Source organism: Brevundimonas fontaquae, from assembly GCF_017086445.1.
In the GTDB taxonomy this organism is placed as follows: domain Bacteria; phylum Pseudomonadota; class Alphaproteobacteria; order Caulobacterales; family Caulobacteraceae; genus Brevundimonas; species Brevundimonas fontaquae.
In genome coordinates, this window is the sequence record NZ_CP070968.1 from 1,864,332 (window position 1) to 1,886,493 (window position 22,162).

Genomic DNA, 22,162 nt, shown 5'->3' on the forward strand with positions numbered 1-22,162 from the left:
GCTCAACGCACGGCCGCCCGGTCGCCCAGAAGGACGGGAATGGTGACGGCGATGACCCACAGGTCCAGCCAAAAGGACTGGCGCTCGATATACTCGATGTCCAGTTGGACGCGTTCGCGCACCTGGGCCTCGGTGTCCACCGGTCCGCGCGAGCCCTTGATGGCGGCCCAGCCGGTCATGCCGGGCTTGATCCGGTGGCGATGGGCGTATTCTGCGACCAGCAGGGCGGACTCGGTCTCGCCGGTCTTCATGCCGATGGCGTGCGGGCGGGGGCCGACCAAGGACATCTCGCCCGACAGGACGTTGAAGATCTGGGGCAGTTCGTCCAGGCTGGTGGCGCGGATAAAGCGGCCGACACGGGTCACGCGGTCGTCGTCGGCGCAGACCTGGCGGCTTGCGGTCGCATCGGCGGCGGCGTGGCGCATGGAGCGGAACTTCCACACGACAATGGTCTCGTGATTGAAGCCATGACGGCGCTGGCGGAAGAAGACGGGGCCGGGACTATCCAGCCGCACGGCCAGAGCCACCAGGGCCATGATGGGCGCAGCGACGACCAGGGCTGCGGCGCCAATCACCAGGTCCTGCATCCGCTTGTTGAAGGCGCGGCGGTCCGGGTTGGCAGGACCATCCAGAGGCGCGAGCGGCGCATTGGCCAGCCTGTTCAGCAGTCCATCGCGACCCAGTTCTGAATCAACCAGGACCGTCAGCGGATTGGGCAGGGCGTTCAAGGTCTGCGTCAGGTCGCGCACGCGCTGGCCGGCCTCGGGATCTATAGCCAGCACGATCCGGTCGACATAGGGCGTCAGCCGGTGGGTCAACAGAGCCTTGGCAGTCCCCAGCACCGGCACGCCGGCCAAGCTGTCCGGCGATCTGGCCAAGCGGTCGTCGAACACGCCCAGCACATTCATGTCGCGCCGCTCCAGCGCCTGTTCGATCAGACGTCGCGCGTTTCGGGTCGCGCCGACGATGACGATGTTCGGCGAGAGCACGCCCAGTCGACGCCACCGCGCAATGACGACCAGCCACAGGCCGTGCAACAGCGCCAAGGCGGCCGTCGTCGTCAGCGCCCAGGGCGCGATGACGTCCAGCGCCGGGCGGTCCAGCAGCCAACCCAGGGCGAGCGCGATCGCGGCCGAGGCGACACCCACGCCCGCCACGCCCGCTATGTGCAGGGGCCAGGGCGTGTCTCGCCCGAATCGATAGAGCTGAAGCGCGCGCATCAGAACGAGCACAAGAACGGCGCCGACGACCACGGGTGCTGCGTCGCCCACGATCATGTGAGCCAAGCCTGACGGGTGCATCACGACGATCGCGCCGAGCGCCAGCCCGCAAACCATCAGCACGTCGATTAGCCGGAAATAATGCGCCGACAGCCGCACGGACGAGCGCTCGCGCGCATTCAGCCATATTTCCGGGCGGAACGGCCCGCGCGACGGCCGGCTCTTCAGCGGCGTGTCGGCGGCGAGACTGGCGGGACGGTCGAGCAACAGGCGATCCAGGAGCGATCCGGGGGCGAATGATGGCCGCGATACTGCCGCTTCGGCCTCTATGTCGCGTTAACGTGGACGCTTTCTCTCGAACCGGATTGCGCGACGCATCAGCCTCCGCTATCGACGCCCTCACCGGAGACGTGGCCGAGTGGCTGAAGGCAACGGTTTGCTAAATCGTCGTACCCCGTAAGGGGTACCGAGGGTTCGAATCCCTCCGTCTCCGCCACATTTTCTCACCACACTCAAATTGTTGGGTCTTCTGGGGCAAATCGTGCCGTGCCAAACGGGTCATTTGGCCCGTGTTTGGCACGGTTAGCAAGGTCTGGACGGGGGAATCATGCGCTATGGCACGGTTTCCCCGCCTCTGATTTTCGTAATAAAAAACAATCTCTTGACTCAATTTTTGGCGCGGTTGGGGAACGGCTTGGCTCTGCGTGCTCGAAGCCGCGATCCGCGCGGCGTCCAAAGCGCCGGACGCCGGGGATTTTGCACGAAACACGCGCGGCGTCGTCGAACGCAGCGCCCTTGATGCCCTGGAGCTGACGGGGCGGTCGCTCGGGACGCGCAGCGCCTTCGAGGGCGAGGGCCTCGCTGGATCGCGATCTCTGGGGCGAGGGCGACGCCCTATGGTGACCGAGACGACCGGCCGGCTGGCGACCCTGGCGCTGGAGCGTTCGCCCTGGCGATCCGCGCGGTGGTTGGTTATTGCTCCGCATGCCGACGACGAGACACTGGGCGTAGGGGCTTTGATTCATCAGGCGCCGAGGCGGCGCAGCTTCTCTTCGCCGGCGGCGCGCCGGTCTTCCACCAGCACCATGAGGGCTATGATCCGCCCCTGCAGCATCTTCGCGCGCTGATCGCCAACGCCAAGCGCTTTCACGCCGCCTGGTCGGTCTGGCCGATGGACGGTTGGCTGAGGGCGATGGCGGATCTCGGACTGGTCGACTGGTCGTCGGACGGATTGACCATCCGGCGCGATCCCACGCCGGCCGAAATCGCCGCCGCACGAAAAGATCCTGCAAATCCCTTCTAGGCCGGTTCCGTCACGCTGGCAGCTCAAATGAGCCGTCGGGGGTACGAAAGCGGGCGCAACCCTCGGCCGGGCTTTGGGTTGAGCCAGGATGAAATCGTCTCCCGCCGACACAGATCTTTCCGCCACAGGCCAGCAGGTCCTGGTCGATGGTCCAGCCCCCCAGGCGGACGACGGCAAGCGTTGGAAAATGCCGGCGGCGGCCGTGGCGGCCGGACTTGCTGAGATAACGACCAAGCGCTCGCAGGCCGTAGTGTTCATCGCGACCAGCGAACGTCGCGCCGATGAGATTGCGGCGGCCCTCTCGCCGATGGTGAAGGACGCCGAGGTGCTGGTCTTGCCGCCTTGGGACTGCCTGCCTTACGACCGCGCCGCGCCTTCGCGCGAGAGCATGGGGCGGCGGATGGCCGTCTTGGCCGCCCTGAACGAAGCCAGCGCAAGGCCCGTGTTCCTGGTCGCCTCGCCCGATGCGATCGTGCAGCGGACGCCGTCGCGCGGACGGATCAAGGCTCGCTTGTCGCTCGCGGCGGGCGAGGCGCTGGATCGCGAAGTCCTGGAGTCGTTTCTGACAGATACGGGCTATGCGGCGGATGAGCGGGTCGACGAACCTGGCGAGTACGCTCTGCTCGGCGCGGTAGTCGACGTCTTCCCGCCCGCGGCTGCAACGCCTTATCGCATCGTCCTGGATGAGGCGGACCGGATCACTGAGATCCACGCCTTCGATCCCGTATCGCAACGCCGGGGCGCCGCGATTGAGATGATCTGTTTGACCCCGGCCGCAGAGTGGAGCGACCGATCGGCCGAGGATGACGATCCCGATCATCAGGATACGGGGCCGTCGATCGATGCTGAGACCTCCAAGACCCTGTTTGACTTCCTCGACAAGCCTATGATCCTGACCGACGTGGGCGTCGAGGATCGGTTCGAACGCATTCGCGCGCATGTGGCCGAAGCCTATGACACGCGCCTGCGGTTCAGCGAGGGCGCGCGTCCTCCGAAACCCGACAGCCTCTATTTGACGGAAAAGGACGTTCGGCAGGCGTTGAAAGGCGCCAAACCCCTGAGCGTCGAGGGTTGGGCGCCGACGCCGGCCTTCGCACTGGAGAAGTCGCCGGGGCGGGCCCTGAAACAGTTCATTGCGGAGCGGCGCGAGGCGGGCGATCGCATCGTTCTGACAGGATTGCCTCATGAGCACAGGATCATCCTACGCCTGCTGCGTCGCCACGATATCGATGCGCCCACGGTGCTCGAGAACTGGAGCGCGATCGAGCCTCTGCAGCCCGGGCAGATCGCCATCGTAATCGCCGATCTGGACACAGGCTTCCGACAGTCGGCCGCCGGTCTTGTCGTCCTGACGCCTTCGGACATATTCGGCGGCCGGATCGCGCGAGGATCCGGCGACACGAACGATGCGTTCGGAGAGACCGAACTGCGGTTGGACGATGTGGTCATCCATGAAGACCACGGTCTGGGTGTGCTGAAGGCGTTGGAGCGGGTCGCTGCCGATGGTGTTGAGCGTGACGTTCTGCGCATCGAGTATCATGGCGGTGGGACCATTCTCGCGCCGATCGAGGAGTTCGGCAAAATCTGGCGCTACGGCTCGGAGCCAGACGCGGTGTCGCTGGATCGGCTGAATACTCAGGGATGGGTGAAGCGTCGCGCCAAGGTCAGCGCGCAGATCGATGAGGCCGCGGCGGCCCTGTCCGCCCGGGCCGAGGCGCGCGCAGCGCTGAGGACCGAGCCGATCGCCGCACCGCGTCAGGCGCTGGCCCGGTTCGCCGCCGGCTTCGCCTTCCCCGAAACGGCCGATCAGGCGCGCGCCATCGAGGCGGTCCTGTCGGACCTGGGATCCGGCAAGCCCATGAACCGGCTCGTCTGCGGCGATGTCGGTTTCGGAAAGACCGAGGTCGCTCTGCGCGCCGCAGCAGCCGTGGCACTTGCCGGCAAACAGGTCATCGTCGTCGCCCCGACCACCGTCCTGGCGCGTCAGCATTTCGAGGTGTTCAAGAGACGTTTCAAGGACACGGACATTCAGGTTGGCCACCTGTCGCGCGCCGCAGACAGTGCGGAGGCGCGGGCGGTCAAGGCAGGGCTCGCGGACGGCTCCATGCGCGTCGTGGTGGGTACGCAGGCCCTGGCGTCCGAAGGGTTGGCGTTTTCCGACCTTGGGCTTGTCATCATCGATGAGGAACACCGCTTCGGCGCGCAGATGAAATCTGCCTTGGCAGCGAAGGCGCCGCATCTGTTGTCGATGTCGGCCACCCCGATCCCGCGGACTCTTCAAAGCGCCATGGTCGGCATTCAGGACGTCAGCCTGATCGCCAGTCCCCCTGCGCGACGTCGACCCATCCGAACCTTCATGACCCCGTTTGACGCCGGGGCGGTTCGCCTGTCGCTGATGCGCGAGAAGGCGCGGGGCGGGCAGAGTTTCGTGGTCGTGCCGCGTATCGAGGACATGGAACCCTTGGCGGAACGCTTGAAGACCCTGACGCCAGAGCTGTCCGTGGTCTCGGCGCACGGCGACATGTCCCCGTCCGCGATCGACGAGGTCATGAGCCGCTTCTCCGACGGCGAGGGGGACGTGCTTCTGGCCACGAACATCATCGAGACCGGCCTGGATGTACCGCGCGCCAATACGATGTTGATCTGGCGGCCGGACCGCTTCGGCCTGGCGCAGTTGCATCAGCTGCGCGGGCGTGTCGGCCGGGGGCGGCGCCAGGGCTTCACCTATCTGCTTTCCGATCCCGAAGCGCCGATGGCGGCGGCGACGGAGGCCCGCCTGCAGACCTTGGAGGCTTTGGACCGACTGGGGGCGGGCTTCGCGATCAGCGGGCGCGATCTGGACCTGCGCGGCGGCGGCGATCTGGTGGGCGAGGAACAGGCCGGACATGTCAGGCTGATCGGCTCGGCCCTTTATCAGGCCGTCCTGGCTCGAGCGCTCGCGGCTGCAAAAGGCGATTTCGATCCTGACCAGGCCTCTCCCAGTCTGAACGTCGGCGCGACAGGGCATTTGCCGGCGGACTACATCCCCGACGAAACCGTGCGCATCAATCTGTATGCCCGATTGGCACGCGCCACGACGGCGGAAGATGTCGACGCCTTGCGAGACGAAGCCGAAGATCGGTTCGGCCCTTTACCCGACCCGGCAGAGGATCTGTTCACCGCGCGTCGCCTCGCGGCGCTCGCGCGTGATGCCGGCGTCACGGAAATCGTATCGGGACCGAAGGCGACGGCGTTGCGAATCGCGGCGGCGCGTCGGCCCGGCATGGAAGCCGCCTTCCCGTTGAGCGATGATCGACGCTGGTCGGAGGATCGCATGATCGTCGACGCCGCCAACGATCAACCGCACGACACGGCCTTCATCGAGAAGCTTCTGACCGAATTGGCGGCGGCCTGAGAGCAGGGCGGATTTCAGCCGGTTTCGGCGTGCGGGATCTGTTTTGATGGGAGCAATTCCGCCGCTGGCGCGCTGATCGACGACCGCCGGCCCCCCACGGCGGGCGGTCTCGCGCCTTCGCTTTCGAAAAATCCCTGCATGCCCACAGACACTCGCCTCACTGTCGTCTTCCTTCATTCCCTGGGCTCAAGTCGCCACGATTGGGACGCGGTGATCGACCGGCTTTCCCATGGAGTGGTGACGGTCGCGATCGATCTTCCGGGGTTCGGGGACAGGGCGGGGGAAGGCTATGGCGATGTCCAAGTCGTGCTCGACGACCTGAGCCGCCGCCTGACCGATCTCGATCTCGCGCGCTGGATCCTTGTCGGCCACAGCATGGGCGGCAAGTTTGCGACCTTGATCGCTGCGCGGGCGCGTGACGGGACGGCGGGTCTGAGCGGGTTGCTCGGCGTGGTGCTGGTCGCCGGATCGCCACCCTCGCCGGAGCCGATGGACGAGAACAGGCGTGCGGATATGCTGACCTGGTTCGACGATCCGACCGGGATCGAGGATCGGGGGCGCCAGTTCATCGACGCCAATACCGCCGCCGGTCTGCCGCAAGCTGCCTTCGATCAGGCGCTGGCCGATTTCACCCGAACCAGCCCCGACGCTTGGCGCGGATGGCTGGCCGAAGGATCGCGCGAGGACTGGTCCGATCAAGTCGCCGTCCTGCCTTTCCCCGCCCTGATCATCGCCGGCGCGGAGGACGGCGATCTGGGCGAGGCGGCGCAGCGGCGTGTCAACGCCCCCCACTATAGCGCCGCTGACGTGGTGGTCGTGCCGAATGCCGCGCATCTGATCCCTCAGGAACAGCCGGATCGTCTCGCGGGCCTGGTTCTAGGGTTTGTCGCGAAAGTCGGTTCAGTCGCGCTCCCTCCACGCTTCGTGGGTCTGATGGCGTCCGATCGCGTGTCGGATCGCACGCGACGCGCAATGCTGGATCGTCACTTCGGTCCCGCCCAAGCCGAGGGCGGCGTCCTGAACCCGACCCAGCGCGCCGTCCTGTCGGCGATGATCGCGCGCATTCTGCCTGATGCAGGCGATCCGGGTGATCTGACGCGGCGTCTGGATGTGGGGCTCGCCAGCGGACCGGGCGACGGGTGGCGGTTCGCCGATCTTCCCTCCGATGCCGAGGCCTGGCGACGCGGGCTGGATGAGATCGCCGCCATGGCGCCGGAGTTCGCAACCCTGGTCCCTGATCTCCAGGACGACATCCTGCGCGCCATTTCACAGGGCGCATGGGCCGAGCCGGGCCGGCTTTCGGCGGACGCCATGAGGCTGTGGTTCGAGGACGTCGTGTCTGAGGCTGCACGCCTGTGGATGTCGCTGCCGGCCACCTGGGCCCAGATCGGTTACGACGGTTTCGCCACTGGCGGCGAAGGCCGGTTTCAGGGCTACGATCAGACGGCGGCGGACCACACCGAACCTTGGCGTCTGCCGATGGAGGGCGTGGGTTGAGCGCGCCTGCAAGGACGGCCGGCGAAACCGATGTCGTCATCATCGGCAGCGGGGCCGGCGGGGCTCCGATCGCGGCCAGGCTGGCGAAGGCCGGGCTGTCGGTCACGGTGTTGGAGGCAGGGCGGGCTTTCGATCCGGCGGAGCATACGCCCGACGAAACGACGGCCGATCTCTATTGGATGGAGGAGCGCCTGAGCGGAGGGCGCGACCCGACCGCCTTTGGGGCCAACAACTCCGGCCAGGGCGTCGGCGGCTCGCTCCTGCACTGGGGCGCCTTCTGCCCACGACCCGATCCCCGTGATCTGACGCTGGCCTCGGAGACGGGACGCGGGCGGGACTGGCCGTTCGGCTGGGACGAATTGAAATCCTATGTCGAGACCGTAGAGACGGTGATCGGGGTCTCAGGCCCGGCCGACTATCCTTGGGGCGGGCGACAGTTCACCTATCCGCCTGTCCCGCGCAACGCCCCGGCGGATGCGATGGCCCGTGGCGCGACGGCCGTCGGGCTGACCGTTACGGATGCGCCGGCGGCCGTGCTGTCCCGCGATCGCGAGGCGGGGGCGACGCCCCACCGCATGGCCTGCGTCAACTGCGGCGCCTGCCATCAGGGATGCAGAACAGGCGCCAAGGGCGGAGTGGACAACAGCTTTCTGCCGATGGCCGCAGCCAATGGCGCCACGATCATCGCCAACGCCCGGGCGATAGGCGTCGAGCGTGACGCCGGTGGACGGATCAAGTGCGTGATCTATCGTCGCGACGGGCAGGAGCATCGGCTGAACTGTCGAGCGCTGTTCCTTTGTGCGGGCGGTGTCGAGACGCCGCGCCTGCTGCTGAACTGGGAATTAGGCAACGCCGGCGGCGAGGTCGGCCGCAACTTCATGACCCATGTGGCGACCCAGGTTTGGGGCCGGTTCGACGCCGATATGTCGATGAACCGCGGCTATCCGTCTTCCCTGATCAGCGAAGAAATGGTGCGTCCCTCGGACGCGAACTTCGCCGGCGGCTATCTGATCCAGAGCCTTGGCGTCATGCCGGTCACCCTGGCGGGCGGGTTCGCGCGCGGCGCCGGCCTGTGGGGCGCGCCGCTGGTCGATACGCTGCGCAACTATCGCCGGCTCGCCGGGATCGGCATCAATGGAGAGTGTCTGCCGAACGACGACAACCGCCTGACCCTGTCCGATGAGGTCGACGCCGTCGGGCTGCGCAAGGCGCGGATCGACTTCAGCTATGGCGAGAACGAGCGGCGTCTGGACGCCCATGCCCGGCGCATCATGACGGAGATTTGGACCGCCGCCGGCGCCGAGGACATCTTCGCGGTGGCCCGGTCGGCGCACACAATCGGCGGCTGCCGGATGGGGGACAAATCGGACGGGGCGGTCGTCGACGTCGACGGGTGCAGCGTCGAGATCGACAATCTGTACGTTTGCGACAACTCGGTTTTCCCCAGCGCGCTTTCGGCCAACCCGGCCTTGACCCTCATGGCCGTCGCCCTACGCACGGCCGATCGCTTCCTCGAACGTCAACGAACAGGAGATTTGTGATGGACCTCGGGATCAAGGGGCGTATCGCCCTAATTTCCGGCGCCGATTCCGGCATGGGCAAGGAGACAGCGCGGCTGCTGCTGGAAGCCGGCGTACGGGTCGCCCTGACCGACAAGCCGGACGGCACGCTGGATGAAGCTGTCCAGGAGCTTTCCGCGTTGGGGGAATGCATCGGCGTGACGGGCGACGTGACCAAGGCCGGCGATGTCGAACGGCTGTGGGCGGAGGTCCGAGACCGCATGGGCGATCCGGACATCTATGTGAACGCAGCGGGCGTTACGGGCGCCACCGGCGATTTCCTGGATGTCGATGACGCCGGTTGGCTGGAGACGCTCGACATCAATCTAATGGGCGCGGTGCGGATGTGCCGCCAGGCCATTCCGGCCATGCGGCGTTCGGGTTGGGGCCGCATCGTTCTGTTCGCTTCGGAAGATGCGGTGCAGCCCTACGTCGATGAGCTGGCCTATTGCGCCTCAAAGGCCGGTATTCTCAGCCTGGCGAAGGGTCTGTCCAAGGCCTACGGCTGCGACAATGTGCTGGTGAACACGGTCTCGCCCGCCTTCATCGCCACCCCGATGACCGACGCCATGATGAAGAAGCGCGCCGAGGAACGCGGCGAAACCTTCGAGGAGGCGATCAAGAGCTTCCTGAAGGAAGAACGCCCCGGCATGACGCTGGATCGCAGGGGCAAGCCGGAGGAGGTCGCTGCGGCCGTCGCCTTCCTGTGTTCGGAGCGCGCCAGCTTCATCAACGGCGCGGGCATCCGGGTGGATTCCGGCTCCGTCGCCACCATCGCCGGCTAGTCGCCCGGCAGAACGAGAGAGACCGGCGGCGGGACGATCCCGCCGCCGGTTTTGTCTTGTCAGGCGACGCCCATGCCGCCGGTGACGCCGAAAACTTCGCCCGTGATGTAGCTGCCTTCCTGCGAGGCCAGCAGCACATAGACCGGGGCGATCTCGACAGGCTGGCCCGGACGACCCAGCGGCACCTGCTCGCCGAACTTCATCACGGCTTCCTGCGGCTGTCCGCCAGACGACTGCAGCGGCGTCCAGAAGGGGCCGGGCGCCACGACATTGGCGCGTATGCCCTTTTCGATCAGCTGCTTGGACAGGGCCTTCGTATAGGCGACGATCCCGGCCTTGGTGGTGGCGTAGTCCAGCAGGATGGCCGAAGGCTCATAGGCCTGGATCGAGGCGGTGGTGATGACCGAGGCGCCAGCCGGCAGATGCGGGACGGCCGCCTGGGCGATCCAGTGCATGGCGTAGAGGTTGGTCTTCAAGGTCTTGTCGAAGTCTTCCGACGTCACCTGCGAGATGTCCTCGCGATACTGTTGGCGGCCGGCGTTGATGACCAGGATGTCCAGTCCGCCCAGCTGAGACACGGCCTGTTCGACCATCTGCCGGCACCAGTTTTCATCGGTGATGTCGCCGGGCAGATCGATGGCCTTGCGCCCTTCAGCCTCGATCAGCGCGATGACTTCGGCGGCGTCCTTGCGCTCGGACGGCAGATAGGAGAGGGCCACATCGGCGCCTTCCCGAGCATAGGCGATGGCGGCCGCGCGGCCGATGCCGCTGTCCGCGCCGGTGATCAGGGCCTTGCGTCCTTTCAGCTTGCCGGAACCCTGATAGCTGTCCTCGCCATGATCGGGCTTGGGGTCCATCTCGCGCGCTTCGCCGGGCACGGGCTGCGGTTGGCGCGGGAACGGCGGCTTTGGATATTGCTCGCGCGGATCCTGAAGGGTCAGTCGATCAGTCATGGAACGTCTCCGTTTCGGGCTGGGGGGAAGTGGTCTGCGCCTTGCCGACGGCGGTCAGGGCGGTCAGATGCGCGAGGTGGCTGAGCCCCTGCGGCATGTTGCCGAGGTAGGCGCCGGTGTCCGGGTCGATCATCTCGGTCAGCATGCCCCAGCGGCCGCTGAGGGCTTCGCGCAGGCCGTCGATGCGGGCGCGCGCCTTGTCCGATTCGCCTAGCGTCGCCCAGGCTTCGGCGATCCAGAAGGAACAGGCGATGAAGCACCCTTCCTCGGCTTGCATGCCGGAATAGCGATAGTGGAAAACGCCAGCGCCGAGATGGCGATCCAGCGCCTCAAGGGTTGCGCGCAGTCGATCCTCGCCATCGAACCGGAACCGCACGGCCAGGGCCAGGGCGGCATCCAGCTTGTCGCTGCCCGGATACATGACGAAGGCCTGAAGGCTTTCGGACCAGCAATGCGTCTCGACCCAGTCGAAAATCCGGTCGCGCTCGCGCCGCCAGCGGTCCCGGCATGTCGTCGGCAGTTGTCCCGCGTCGGCCAGTTCGACCGCGCGGGCCAGGGCCTGCCAGCAGCTGATCTTGGACATGGTGTAGTGCTGTTGATCCTCCAGCTCCCACATGCCCGCGTCCGGCTGTCGCCAGGCGTCGGCGCACTGATCCGCCAGTTCGGATAACTGCTGGGCGCTGGCGCTGTCGAGGATGTTGCCGCAGCCGACGAAGCGCGAGGCGGTTTCAAAGATGTCGCCGAATACGCCGTGCTGGGCCTGGTCGGCGGCGCGATTACCCGTGACGACCGGACGCGAGCCTTTATAGCCCGGCATGTCCCAGTGCGTTTCCGGCGGCACGAGTGCGCCGTCCAGGCTGTAGCAGACCTTGGCGCCGTGACGCTTCAACTGCATCAACAGCCAGCTGAAGGCGGCTTTGGCCTCCGCCTGGGCTCCGGCCGCCAGGAAGGCCTCGATCGTATAGCCGGCATCGCGCAGCCAGGCGTAGCGGTAGTCCCAGTTCTTGTCGCCGCCCAGACGCTCGGGCAGGGAGGTCGTAGCCGCCGCGGCGATGGCCCCCGACGGTGAGTACAGCAGCAACTTCAACGCCAAGGCGCTGCGGATGAAGTCGTCGCGATACAGGCCGGGGCAGTTCAGGCGCGCCGCCCAGTCCCGCCATTCCTGATCCGACAGGTCGATGCGGGCGTCGATCTCTTCGATGGACGGCACGACCAGCGGCTCGTCCCGTCCGGCAACGATGGCCACCGTGCGACGCTCGCCTGCGCCGACAACGATGGTTCCGACAATGCCCTCATCGGACCATTCGCATGAGATGCGGGGATCGTGGACGAACAGGCCGAGCACCCGCTCGACGTGGAAGACCGTGTGTTCGCCGATCTTCGAATGATACGGATTGGCCGTATCCCCCCGACGCCCCAGACGCATATCCAGGGCGAACCTCACCTCTCCCTCCAGCCCATCGAGACGGCGGGCCAGCTCGCACCATGGCAGGCGGCCGGCCGTGCCGCTGTTCAGGCTCTCGGTCAGACGCGCGCGGCCGGTGGCGGTGGCGAACTCCGTCTCCAGCACATTGCTGTCGGGACGATAGCGGCGGGTCGCCGTGAAGGCCTCGGTGGGCGTGATCGAAAACCGGCCGCCCTCCGGATCCAGCAGGCGGTCAAAAAGCGGCGGCGCATCGATCGCCGGCACGCACCACCAGTCAATGCCGCCATCCAGCGCTGAAAGCGCCACCGTCCGGCCCTCGCCCAGAACGCCATAGTCTTCCAGAGCGACGTATCCGTCGGGACGGAGCGCTTGCGATGAGCGCGCCGGATGGGGCGTGAAGGTCGTCTCTGTCATCGTTTGGACGATCCGATCGCAAAGCCAGCCGTTACGGCAAGGCCGGCAAGGACGCCGACCGCCGCGACCTTGAGCGCCGCAATCTGGCGGCTGGACACGAAACCGATCAACGGTCTGATCACCCGCTCGGTGTCCGGGCCGTCGATCGCCGCCGGACCTTCCTCCGGGCGGTCGAGATTGCCCATGCGGGGAAGTTGGGGGCCGCCTTGCTGCGCTGTGATCATCTTGGCTGCCTGGCGATCCGCCAGCGCCGGTGCGAACTGTTGCCCCAGCGCCATCAGCCATGTCGTGCGACCCACGAAGACCTTGCGGCTGGGGCGCTGCACGGCCGACCACACGGCAGCTGCACACAGGCGGGGATCAAACAGGGGATCTGGAATGACCTGGGCTCGGTCGGTCCGGTTGCGTGACCACAAAGGCTGGGGCGTGTTTACGGCCGGCAGATAGACGGTGGTCAGGGTGACGTTGGAGGATGCGGCGATCAGTTCGGCCCTAACGGCCTCGGTAAACCCGTCGACGGCCGCCTTGGCGCCGCAGTAGGCGGCTTGCAGGGGCGCCGGGCGGAGCGCCAGACCCGAAGAAACCTGGATGATCGCGCCCCGGTCTACCGGGCGCATGGCGTTGAGCGCGGCCCGCGTGCCGTAGACCTGCGACAGATAGGTGGTTTCGGTGACGCGACGATAGTCGTCGTCGGTGAGATCCTCGTCGCGGCCGATGACAGTGGACATCGCGTTGTTCACCCAGACGTCGATACCGCCGAACGCTTGGGTGACTTCGCGGCCCACACGCGCGACGAACTCAGGGTCGGATACGTCGCCCGCCAAGCCCATGGCGCAACCGCCGGCACCTTTTAGCAGATCCACAGCGCTAGCGAGACGCTCGGCCTCTCTGGCGACGACCACGACTTGCCAGCCCGCCTTGGCGAAGCGCTCCGCTACGGCCAGGCCGACACCGGCGCTCGCCCCTGTAATAACAATGACGGACATGGCGATCCTGCTGACGTTGGAATGGAACGGCGCTCGCCGCGATCAGGGAGGGGCTGTGACAACGGAGCGCTGTTGGGAAGGTTGCGGCGAAGAGCAAACCAATCCCGGAAATGAGGTTCGCTGGAGTCACGACGCACAAGGCCGTAAACCATGGCTTCGCGCCGCCGAAAATCGGCCGAGCTCTTGCATCGCCGCAGACGTGAGTTGCCTAGATTGATGAACGACAGTCAGTGCGCGCGTTTCAGAAAAGTGTCGAGGAGGGCTTCCCAAGCGGGCGGACCTGGCTGGCCGGAATCGGTCAGGCCGTGTCCCCCCTTTTCGAACACATGCAGTTCGGTGGGCAGGTTCTGCGCGCGCAGGGCCTGCCACAGCATCACACTGTTCTCGACCGGCACCACGCGGTCGTCGGCGGCCGAAGCGATGAAAGTCGGCGGCATGTCGGCGGGCACATGGCGTTCGATGGACCAGGCGTCGCGGGCGGCGTCCGTGGGGGCGGCGCCGACCAGGGCGCGGGCTGACGGGCCGTGGGCGTAGGGCTGCGTCAGGGTGACGACCGGGAACATCAATCCGGCGAAGTCGGGCCGGGTCGGCAGGCGGTCGATGGCGTCGACGGGAGCGTAGGCGTCCTGAACGAACCGGGTCGCCAGCAGGCCCGCCACATGACCACCGGCCGAGAAGCCGGCGACCGCGACACGGTTTGGGGCGAAACCCAGTTCCACCGCGCGTGAACGCACGATGCGGATGGCGCGCTGGGCGTCCTGCAACGCGACGGCGGGACCGGCGGCCCAGCCGTCGCCGGGCAGGCGGTAGTCCATCACGAAGACGGTGTAGCCCATTTCGGCCAAACGCGCGTCGATGGCGCCGCCCGCCTTGCTGACGGCGACGCGCTGATAGCCGCCGCCAGGGATCATCAGGATGGCCGCGCCATTGGGCCGGGCCGGGCGACGCAGCATGATCCACGGATCGCGCACGTGGACGAAAGCTGTGTCGTTGGGATCGCCATTCGGATTGCGCAGGACGACCTGTTCCTGAACCGTCACCGCTTCACCGCCTGGCGCGGCGCCGGGCCACAGGGGGCGGACCTCGAATGGCGCTGAGACGGCAGGCGTGGTCGAAGACGCCGTTTGCGCGCGGGCGACGGCGGGCGCAATGAATGCGCCCGCGCCGAAGGCCAGGAGGGTCCGACGCGGAAGGCGAGGCGTGTTCATCGATGCGATCCTTCCGTCGTGGTCTGAACGCCGCCGCGCACATTGCGCTGGATGATCAGCCGCACGTCCTCCAGCACATTGCCGGGCGCGCCGTCGGTCGAGACGGCCAGGGCGATGCTGTTGTGGCCGCGTGGGTTCAGTATGCCTTCCGGCAGGGTGAAGACCCGTTGCGGCCCGACGTTGGCGATGAACTGGCCCATGTGCCAGCCATTGACGAAGATCAGCACGCGATAGGCCGTGTCCGAACGCGGCTTGTCGATGTCGCCGAACGCCAGGGCGATGGAGGCGTCCTGGCCCTGGGGCACGTTCAGGTCGAAGTTGGTGCGATACCAGGTCACGCCCGGCTGAAGGGGCTGACCGACCGTGGCGGCGCTCCAGCGCGTATCGTCGAACTGCGGCAGGTGCCAGCCGTTGCGCTCGCCGAACAGGCCGCCGTTGTTGGCGACCCCGCGCACGGTGTCGGTGAAGTCCTCGCCGCCCTGACGGCCCTGGATCTTCCAGGCGACAGGCACCGAGAAGCCCGGCCCGCTGCGTGGTCCGACCGAGGCCGAGACCAGGCCGCGCGCCTCCTTGTGAAAGTCATTGGCGTCGAGGTTCCAGTTATGGCCGTTGTTGCGCACCATGACCGACAGGACGTGCGGCCCCGGCGTACGGGCGGCGTCGGGCAGGGTGAAGCGCGCCATGCCGGTGGTGATCGGACGCGGCATGCCGGTGGGCAGTTCGTCCTGACCGACCAGTTCGCCGTCCATGAACAGTTGCAGCATCCCGGCGCCGCCTGCGCCGTAGAACAACTCGATCGTCTCGGCGTTCGGACCGCCCTCGAACCGGCCGCGATACCAAACGTCGCCTTCGTGGAAGCCATAGGCGTCCATCAGCATGTTCGGCTGGCCGTCGGGTCGCAGGGTGTTGCTGGCGTAGGCGCGGTTGTCGATGGTCTGCCAGTCGCGGTCGTCGAAGTCCGGCTTGGCCTCGGGCGATCCGGGGGCCGCGCGCCAGTTCGTCAGGGCAGGCAGGGCGAAATCGGCCGGGCCGGGCAGGGCGGACCGGGCTTCCAGTCCGCCAGAGGCCGTGGTGCGCGTGGCGACGGTCGCGCCGTTCCAGCGCACGGACCGGACCGGCTGGGACGACCACAACTCCAGCGGCGTCGCCTCGCGGGTGTCGCCGGTCAGCAGCAGCTGGCCGCGCTCGATGCGGGCGTGACGCAGCAGAGCTGGGCCACGGACCAGGACATCACCCTGACGCCAGAAGCGGGCGGCTTCCTTTTCTTCGCCGATCAGCAGCAGGAGGTCGGGACGACCGCCGCCGCTGATCTTCACGCGGGCCAGGCCCTGATGGGCGTAGTCCAGCTTCAGGTCGCCGGTCGCCGGCTCGAAGGCGGAGCGGACCTGACCGTCCAGCACCGTCACGTTAGGGGCCGAGGCGAAGCGCAGCACGGTCTGGCCGGGCTCGTCCTTGCGGCCATACATCAACGCGACCGGCTGGCGCGCCGACGGCAGGACCGCTTGGACCTCCGACGTCGAATAGACCAGCCGCTGACCGGCCAGATCGACCCCGGCGACCAGCCATTTGGCGTCAAAGCCGTTCAGCGTCATCGGTACAACGTAGCGGCCGTCGGGCAGGTTTGCGGTTACGGTGAAGTCGTCGTTCGTCTGGCCGTTCGACGGCTTGTGCGTGACCAGCAGGAAGCGGGCGTCCGTCTCCAGGCTGCGGTTATGATAGACTTGGATGTTCGGCGACGAAATCTCGACCGGCCCGGCGGGGATCATGCCGGCCAGATCGGGAACCGACTCCAGCAGGCCCGCCAGTTGCTTCATTTCCTCGGCCTTGACCCGCAACTCGCGCGCCTCGGAGATGGCCGCGCCATAGTCGTAGCTAGTGAAGACCACCGGCGCCGCCAGCCAGCCCCAGCTGGTGCCGCCGAAGCCGACATAGATGCTCTGCAGCGTGATGCCGTTGGCCAGGTTCACGCCGTAGAAGACGCGCTGGAACCGCTCGCCCCGCTGGCGGGCGTTGCATTCATAGCCGCCGTTGGAGCCCCAATAGTCGAACCAGCCGCCGCCGATCTCGGCCATGAAGCCGGGTGTCGAAGGCGAGGCCGAGGCGCCGCCCTTGGCGCCGCCCGGACCATAGAAGCCCCAGTCGGGCGCCGCCGCGCCGCGCGTGGTCTGGCCGCCGACGGTGCAGGTGCCGCCGGGATAGCCGTCGAAGGCATAGAGATCGACGGGGCCGTGCACCACCTTGTCGACGGGCGAGGTCTCGGGCGCCCAATAGCCGTTGCGGCCCTGATCGTTATGGAAGATCGGCACATTGATGCCGTCCGCCCGCGCCTTGGCGTACAGATGGTCCATGTAGCGGCGGTGCGCCGGGGTGGTCAGCGCCAGCTCGTTCTCGATTTGATAGAGGATGACCGAGCCCTGGTTGCCCTTGCCGTCGCCATTGATCTGATGGCGGGCGATGATGGCGTTGATCTGGGTCATCCACTCGTCGGCGGCGGCCAGATAATCCGGTGAATCCGTGCGCGACGGCGCGCGCTGATTGACCAGCCAGCCGGGGAAGCCGCCGCGTGTCAGTTCGGCGTTGGCATAGGGGCCGGGCCGGACGATGACATAGAGGCCCTCTTCCTCGGACATCTTCAGAAGCCGATCCAGGTCGCGGATGCCGGTGAAGTCGTAAACCCCCTGCTTGGGGCTGTGGTAGCCCCAGTCGAAATAGAAGGCGACGGTGTTGAACCCGCTGGCCTTCATCTTCTGCAGCACGTCACGCCACAGCTCGGGGCTGGGCAGGCGGAAGGGGTGCATTTCGCTGGACCAGATGACTAGGCGCTTGCCGTTGATCATCAGGGACCGGGCGTCATAGGAGACGCGGCCGAAGGTCTGGGCGGGGGCGGTTAAATCGGCGGTGGCCTGGGCCGTCTGCGCGACGGCGGTCGAGGCTTGAACCAGCGGGGCGGCGGCGATGGCGGCCGCGAGGAGAAGCGCGCGCATCAGGCTTGATGGAACATCAGTTGCAGGGGCCATTCGCGCGGCTGGTCGCCCGGCTCGACCTCCATCAGCGGCGCCATATAGGTCCACCACTTCCGCATTACCGGGTGGCTCGGCAAGTCGTCCAACGTATGGTTTTCCGCCCGGCGCAGAACCGCGAACAGGGACAGGGTCTCTTCATCCAGGAAGATCGAATAGTCGCTGACCCCGCTGGCTGTCAGCAGTTCGGCCAATTCGGGCCAGATGGCGTCGTGCCTCGCCTTGTATTCGGCGACCGCGCCCAGCTTGAGCTGCATGCGGAAAGCGTGAAGCGCGCCCATGATTCCTCCAGTTCCGATTATTCGGTATTCTGTTTCATCATTTGGTAGATTGTCGGAGGCGGCGCGTCAAACGGCATGCAGCGCGGTCAATCGCCGCGCGGCCGCTCCTGGCTGGCCGCCAGGCTGGGTGCGATGTCGGTCTCGGCCATCGGCGGGGCGTCCGGCGTGAACGTGCGGAGGTCGGGCGCGATGTGCGTCGCCAAGCCGGGAGCCTTCTCGGCGAGCTGAGCGGCGACGGCGCGGGCCAGCAGCCAGGCGCCGGCGTTGTCGTGATGGGTGCGGTCCGCCCCGCCGTCATTGAACAGGCTCGCTGCCTGATCGGGTCCCAGCGCCTCATAGATGCGTCGCGACGCGTCGTTCAGGTCGATCATCGGCACGTCCTCTTCGCGAGCGACCTTGCGCGCCGCCTCGGCATAGGCGCCCAGGGTGTCCTGGATGCGTCCGTCACGGAAGTTCCGTCGCTCGGGCGAAGTCACCAGAACCGGATGCGCGCCGCGCCGCTTCGCCTCTGCGATGAAGATCTTCAGATAGGCGGGATAGGTGGTCTCGGGATCGACGTAGGTCTGGGGCCACTGGACCTTCTGGTCGTTGTGGCCGAACTGGATCAGCAGCCAGTCTCCAGCCTTCAGCGTGGTCAGGATCTTGGCTAGCCGCAATTCGCTGATGAAGGACTTCAACGTCTCGCCTGATTGGGCGTAGTTGGCCACGGCGATGTCGGGGGTCATCAGGGCGGGCAGCATCTGCCCCCAGCTGGCCGCCGGTTCGGACGATTGGTCAGTGACGGTGGAATCCCCCGCCAGATAGATGACGGGCCCCTCGACCGGCGCGATGTCGATGGCCGCGACCTGCGGGTGGCCCAGAAATTCCAGCGTCAGCCGATCGTCCCAGTTGCGCGAAGCGACTTCCTGTGGCGACAGGGTGACAGCCGACCGGCCCGGCGCATTGGCGGGCGGCGCGGGCAGGGCGGGGCCGCGCACTGAAACGATGAAGCTGCGGGTCTGATAGACGTCCGGCGCAGTGACGATGTCTCGCGCCATCAGCCGCCGGGCCTCGGCCTTGACCGTGGTGCGTCCGGCCTCGGGTCCGCCGAAACGGATGGTGACGCGATAGAAACCCTCGGGGACAGCCGCCGAGAAGACATATCCGTCCGACGTCGCCTGTGGCTCGAAGCCATAGCCGCCTGGCTGATAGGTCTGGCTGGGCGGAACCGCGATCCGGCCCGGCGAGCTCGGCTGGGTCGCCAGGTCGAAGCGCCAGGTCGATATCGTCGCCGCCATCAGGATCGCCGTCAGCATCGGGGTGTCTCTTCGCGAGGGGCGGCCTATCGCCGGATATCGAAGCCGCCGTCGCCCATGGCGGCGCGCACGTCGTCGGCGGTGAACAGGTTGAAGTCGCCGGGCACGGAGTGTTTCAGGCCGGCGGCAGCGAGGCCGAAATCCAGAGCTTCTTGATCCGACCATCCGCTCCACAGCCCGAACAGGACGCCGGAGGCGAAGGCGTCGCCGCCGCCGACCCGGTCGACGACCCCGGCCATGTGAATGGCCTCGGCTTTGGTCTCGATCACGTCGTCGCCGTTCCGCGTCAGCATGACAGCCGACAAGGCCTGGTCGGCGACGCTGTCCTGAATCCGCAGCGTACAGGCGATGCGTTGCAGGCGAGGGAAGGCGGCGAAGGCGTCGGCGGCGGCCTGGCGACGACGTACGGTCGGATCGGGATCGTCGAACTTGGTCTTCAGCACCAGGGCGAAGTCCCGGTCGTCGGCGAAGGCGACCGTGGCGCCGGCCAGCATCTTGCCAAGCGTGGTCGGCGGATCGCCATCCCACTGCTCCCACAACTTGCCGCGGAAGTTGCCGTCGTAGCTGATCTTCACGCCTTTCCTAACGGCGGCCTCGATGAGGGCGACAGCGGCGGCCGAACCATTGGGACCCGTCGCCGGGGTCACGCCCGAGGCGTGCAGCCATTCGACGCCCTCTAGCAGCCGGTCCCAGTCGAAGGCGGTGTGCACATGTTCGACAAAGGCCGAACCGGCGCGATCGTAGAGGACTTTCGACGGACGACGAACAGCACCCGGCGTCAGGAAATACAGACCCATGCGGCCGGGTTTGAAGACGACCTGAGCGGTGTCGACCCCGTGCTTGCGCACTTCGTCACGCACGCCGCGGCCCAGCGCATTGTCGGCCAGGACCGTCGCCATAACGGTCGGCGCGCCGAAGCGGGCCAGGGACACGGCGACATTGGCCTCGGCCCCGCCCGGACGCACGGTCAGGGCAGGGGACTGCATCAGCAGTTCGTTGTGGTTGGGCGAAAACCGCAGCAACATCTCGCCGAAGCAGAGGATGGTGCGAGAGGCGGCCATAGAGCCCGAGGCGGTGTTGGTCATGTCGGAACGCTAGTCTGGTATCAGCGCGCCTGCCAGCCGCCGTCGACCGGCAGGATGGCGCCCTGGACATAGTCCGAGGCCCGGCTGGCCAGGAAAACGGCCGCGCCGCCCAGGTCCGACGGCTCGCCCCAGCGACCGGCGGGGATGCGGCCCAGAATCTCGGCCGAACGGACCGGGTCCTCGCGCAAGGCCTGGGTGTTGGCGGTGGCGAAATAGCCGGGGGCGATGGCGTTGGCGGTGATGCCGTGGGGCGCCCACTCGTTGGCCATCAGCTTGGTCAAGCCGGCCACGCCAGACTTGGACGCGGTGTAGGAAGGCACGCGGATGCCGCCCTGGAAGGACAGCATGGAGGCGATGTTGATGATCTTGCCGCCGTCGCCCTGTTGGATGAACAGGCGCGCCACCGCCTGGCTCATGAAGAAGACGGTCTTCAGATTGATGTTCATTACGAGGTCCCAGTCGGCCTCGGTGAAGTCCACCGCGTCGGCGCGGCGGATCAGGCCGGCGTTGTTCACCAGGATGTCGATCCGGCCCATGGCGGCCAGGGCTTCCTGAACCACGCGTCCGACCGGCTCGATCGAGGTCAGGTCGGCGCTGATGGCGTGGGCGCGGCGGCCCATCGCCTGGACCTTGGCGACCGTTTCGTCGGACTCCGACAGGGCGACCGAGACGATGTCGGCGCCCGCTTCGGCCAGAGCCAAGGCGATGCCTTGACCCAGACCCACATTGCCGCCGGTGACCAGGGCGACCTTGCCGGTCAGGTCGAACGGATTGCTCATGATGTTTCCTCTCCAGCCCTGATCAGCGCAGTTGGCAGATGTCGAGCTTGCACATGTCGGTGTAGTCGAGGTTCTCGCCGCCCATGCCCCAGATGAAGGTGTAGTTGGAGGTGCCGGAGCCCATGTGGATCGACCACGGCGGGCTGATGACGGCTTCGCCGTCGGCCATGACGATGTGTCGCGCGTTGTCCGGCTCTCCCATGAAGTGGAAGACGCGGTCGTTCTCGCCTAGGCCGAAGTAGAGATACGCCTCCGAGCGACGGTCATGCAGGTGCGGCGGCATGGTGTTCCACACCGAGCCGGGCTTCAGCACCGTCACGCCCAGAAGCAGTTGGCAGGACTTCACCTTGGCCGGGACGATGTACTGATAGATGGTCCTTTCGTTGGACGTCTCCAGCGACCCCATCTCCAGCGGCACGGCTTCGTCGATCGAGATCTTGGTCAGGTCGTAGCGGGCGTGGGCCGGCATGGCGATCAGGTAGAATCTGGCCGGTTCGGCGGCGTCCTTGGAGGCGAAGCTCACTTCGGTCGACCCCATAGGCACATAGAGGCCGTCGCGGAAGGCCAGTTCTATGGTCTCGCCATCGACCGTCACCGAACCGGCGCCGCCGATATTGACTACGCCCAGTTCGCGCGCGTGCAGGAACGGTTTGCCGGCCAGGGACGGCGGCTCCGAATGGCTGGGCAGCCCCAAGGCGCCTTCGACCGGCATCGCGCCGCCCAGGACCATCCGCTCATTGTGGGAATAGTTCAGGCTGACCTTGCCCGGCGTGAACAGCCCGCCGACCAGATAGCGGTCCCGCAGCTGCTGGTTCGTGGCGCCTTCCATCATGTCCGGGTGGGTGGCCTGATAAATCTTGTCGTACATCGGATCGGACATGGTCTGGGGTCTCATACAGGTTTGATGGGGCGAGGCGGCTGGAGTGGACGCTCGCTCATAGCGCGATCTTAGAGCCG

16 protein-coding genes and 1 tRNA gene are annotated in these 22,162 nt (G+C 66.8%); 5 read left to right on the forward strand and 12 right to left on the reverse strand.

Going from position 1 to position 22,162, the window contains the following annotated elements:
* Positions 1-2: 2 nt before the first annotated feature.
* A complete protein-coding gene (locus JX001_RS09150) occupies positions 3-1,487 on the reverse strand; it encodes an exopolysaccharide biosynthesis polyprenyl glycosylphosphotransferase (protein ID WP_241004593.1) in 1,485 nt (494 codons plus the stop codon).
* 137 nt (positions 1,488-1,624) lie between these two features.
* On the opposite strand from JX001_RS09150, the gene JX001_RS09155 reads away from it, so the two are divergent.
* Positions 1,625-1,716, forward strand: a tRNA-Ser gene (locus tag JX001_RS09155).
* Between the two features lie 528 nt (positions 1,717-2,244).
* On the opposite strand, the gene JX001_RS16380 is transcribed toward JX001_RS09155, so the two are convergent.
* On the reverse strand, positions 2,245-2,370 hold the full coding sequence (locus JX001_RS16380) for a hypothetical protein (RefSeq protein ID WP_256435950.1): 126 nt from the start codon (positions 2,368-2,370) through the stop codon (positions 2,245-2,247).
* A gap of 241 nt (positions 2,371-2,611) precedes the next feature.
* Between JX001_RS16380 and JX001_RS09160 the strand changes: the two genes are divergently transcribed.
* The 4 genes from JX001_RS09160 (at position 2,612) to JX001_RS09175 (ending at position 9,758) form a co-directional block, all read left to right on the forward strand.
* Entirely contained in the window at positions 2,612-5,917 is a 3,306-nt protein-coding gene (locus JX001_RS09160; protein ID WP_205680823.1) for a DEAD/DEAH box helicase, read from the forward strand.
* A 138-nt stretch (positions 5,918-6,055) separates the two neighbouring features.
* Positions 6,056-7,414, forward strand: coding sequence for an alpha/beta hydrolase (locus JX001_RS09165; RefSeq protein ID WP_205680824.1), 1,359 nt, complete (start codon positions 6,056-6,058; stop codon positions 7,412-7,414).
* Positions 7,411-8,955: a GMC family oxidoreductase gene (locus JX001_RS09170; protein WP_205680825.1), complete on the forward strand. Its 1,545-nt coding sequence runs from the start codon at positions 7,411-7,413 to the stop codon at positions 8,953-8,955. The genes JX001_RS09165 and JX001_RS09170 overlap by 4 nt, the downstream gene beginning before the upstream one ends.
* The gene (locus JX001_RS09175) at positions 8,955-9,758 is read left to right on the forward strand and encodes an SDR family NAD(P)-dependent oxidoreductase (RefSeq protein WP_205680826.1); all 804 of its coding nucleotides are present in this window, start codon (positions 8,955-8,957) and stop codon (positions 9,756-9,758) included. Before JX001_RS09170 ends, JX001_RS09175 begins: the two co-directional genes overlap by 1 nt.
* 59 nt (positions 9,759-9,817) lie before the next feature.
* On the opposite strand, the gene JX001_RS09180 is transcribed toward JX001_RS09175, so the two are convergent.
* The 10 genes from JX001_RS09180 to kduI form a co-directional block, all read right to left on the reverse strand.
* The gene (locus tag JX001_RS09180) at positions 9,818-10,711 is read right to left on the reverse strand and encodes an SDR family oxidoreductase (RefSeq protein WP_205680827.1); all 894 of its coding nucleotides are present in this window, start codon (positions 10,709-10,711) and stop codon (positions 9,818-9,820) included.
* Positions 10,704-12,551 carry a glycoside hydrolase family 15 protein gene (locus JX001_RS09185; RefSeq protein WP_205680828.1) on the reverse strand — a complete coding sequence of 616 codons (1,848 nt, stop codon included), beginning with the start codon at positions 12,549-12,551 and terminating at the stop codon, positions 10,704-10,706. The genes JX001_RS09180 and JX001_RS09185 overlap by 8 nt, the downstream gene beginning before the upstream one ends.
* Positions 12,548-13,537 carry an SDR family oxidoreductase gene (locus JX001_RS09190; RefSeq protein WP_205680829.1) on the reverse strand — a complete coding sequence of 330 codons (990 nt, stop codon included), beginning with the start codon at positions 13,535-13,537 and terminating at the stop codon, positions 12,548-12,550. The genes JX001_RS09185 and JX001_RS09190 overlap by 4 nt, the downstream gene beginning before the upstream one ends.
* A gap of 227 nt (positions 13,538-13,764) precedes the next feature.
* Positions 13,765-14,745, reverse strand: a complete 981-nt coding sequence (locus JX001_RS09195) for an alpha/beta hydrolase (protein ID WP_205680830.1) — start codon at positions 14,743-14,745, stop codon at positions 13,765-13,767.
* The gene (locus JX001_RS09200; RefSeq protein ID WP_205680831.1) at positions 14,742-17,729 is read right to left on the reverse strand and encodes a beta-galactosidase; all 2,988 of its coding nucleotides are present in this window, start codon (positions 17,727-17,729) and stop codon (positions 14,742-14,744) included. The genes JX001_RS09195 and JX001_RS09200 overlap by 4 nt, the downstream gene beginning before the upstream one ends.
* Positions 17,729-18,046 (reverse strand): L-rhamnose mutarotase, encoded by a 318-nt coding sequence (locus JX001_RS09205; RefSeq protein WP_205680832.1) that lies wholly within the window; start codon positions 18,044-18,046, stop codon positions 17,729-17,731. Before JX001_RS09205 ends, JX001_RS09200 begins: the two co-directional genes overlap by 1 nt.
* 86 nt (positions 18,047-18,132) lie before the next feature.
* Positions 18,133-19,341: a rhamnogalacturonan acetylesterase gene (locus JX001_RS09210; RefSeq protein WP_205680833.1), complete on the reverse strand. Its 1,209-nt coding sequence runs from the start codon at positions 19,339-19,341 to the stop codon at positions 18,133-18,135.
* Positions 19,342-19,367: 26 nt separating this feature from the next.
* Positions 19,368-20,426: a sugar kinase gene (locus JX001_RS09215; RefSeq protein ID WP_205680834.1), complete on the reverse strand. Its 1,059-nt coding sequence runs from the start codon at positions 20,424-20,426 to the stop codon at positions 19,368-19,370.
* A gap of 20 nt (positions 20,427-20,446) precedes the next feature.
* Positions 20,447-21,205, reverse strand: a complete 759-nt coding sequence (gene kduD / locus JX001_RS09220; protein WP_205680835.1) for a 2-dehydro-3-deoxy-D-gluconate 5-dehydrogenase KduD — start codon at positions 21,203-21,205, stop codon at positions 20,447-20,449.
* Between the two features lie 22 nt (positions 21,206-21,227).
* Positions 21,228-22,073: a 5-dehydro-4-deoxy-D-glucuronate isomerase gene (gene kduI / locus JX001_RS09225; RefSeq protein WP_205683138.1), complete on the reverse strand. Its 846-nt coding sequence runs from the start codon at positions 22,071-22,073 to the stop codon at positions 21,228-21,230.
* Between the last annotated feature and the right edge of the window lie 89 nt (positions 22,074-22,162).

Coding starts and splice junctions, on each gene's coding strand:
- JX001_RS09180 (WP_205680827.1), bottom strand. CDS start 10,711: ATGACTGATCGACTGACCCTTCAGGATCCGCGCGAGCAATATCCAAAG.
- kduI (WP_205683138.1), bottom strand. CDS start 22,073: ATGTACGACAAGATTTATCAGGCCACCCACCCGGACATGATGGAAGGC.
- JX001_RS09200 (WP_205680831.1), bottom strand. CDS start 17,729: ATGCGCGCGCTTCTCCTCGCGGCCGCCATCGCCGCCGCCCCGCTGGTT.
- JX001_RS09190 (WP_205680829.1), bottom strand. CDS start 13,537: ATGTCCGTCATTGTTATTACAGGGGCGAGCGCCGGTGTCGGCCTGGCC.
- JX001_RS09210 (WP_205680833.1), bottom strand. CDS start 19,341: ATGCTGACGGCGATCCTGATGGCGGCGACGATATCGACCTGGCGCTTC.
- JX001_RS09165 (WP_205680824.1), top strand. CDS start 6,056: ATGCCCACAGACACTCGCCTCACTGTCGTCTTCCTTCATTCCCTGGGC.
- JX001_RS09215 (WP_205680834.1), bottom strand. CDS start 20,426: ATGACCAACACCGCCTCGGGCTCTATGGCCGCCTCTCGCACCATCCTC.
- JX001_RS09195 (WP_205680830.1), bottom strand. CDS start 14,745: ATGAACACGCCTCGCCTTCCGCGTCGGACCCTCCTGGCCTTCGGCGCG.
- JX001_RS09175 (WP_205680826.1), top strand. CDS start 8,955: ATGGACCTCGGGATCAAGGGGCGTATCGCCCTAATTTCCGGCGCCGAT.
- JX001_RS09205 (WP_205680832.1), bottom strand. CDS start 18,046: ATGGGCGCGCTTCACGCTTTCCGCATGCAGCTCAAGCTGGGCGCGGTC.
- kduD (WP_205680835.1), bottom strand. CDS start 21,205: ATGAGCAATCCGTTCGACCTGACCGGCAAGGTCGCCCTGGTCACCGGC.
- JX001_RS09160 (WP_205680823.1), top strand. CDS start 2,612: ATGAAATCGTCTCCCGCCGACACAGATCTTTCCGCCACAGGCCAGCAG.
- JX001_RS09185 (WP_205680828.1), bottom strand. CDS start 12,551: ATGACAGAGACGACCTTCACGCCCCATCCGGCGCGCTCATCGCAAGCG.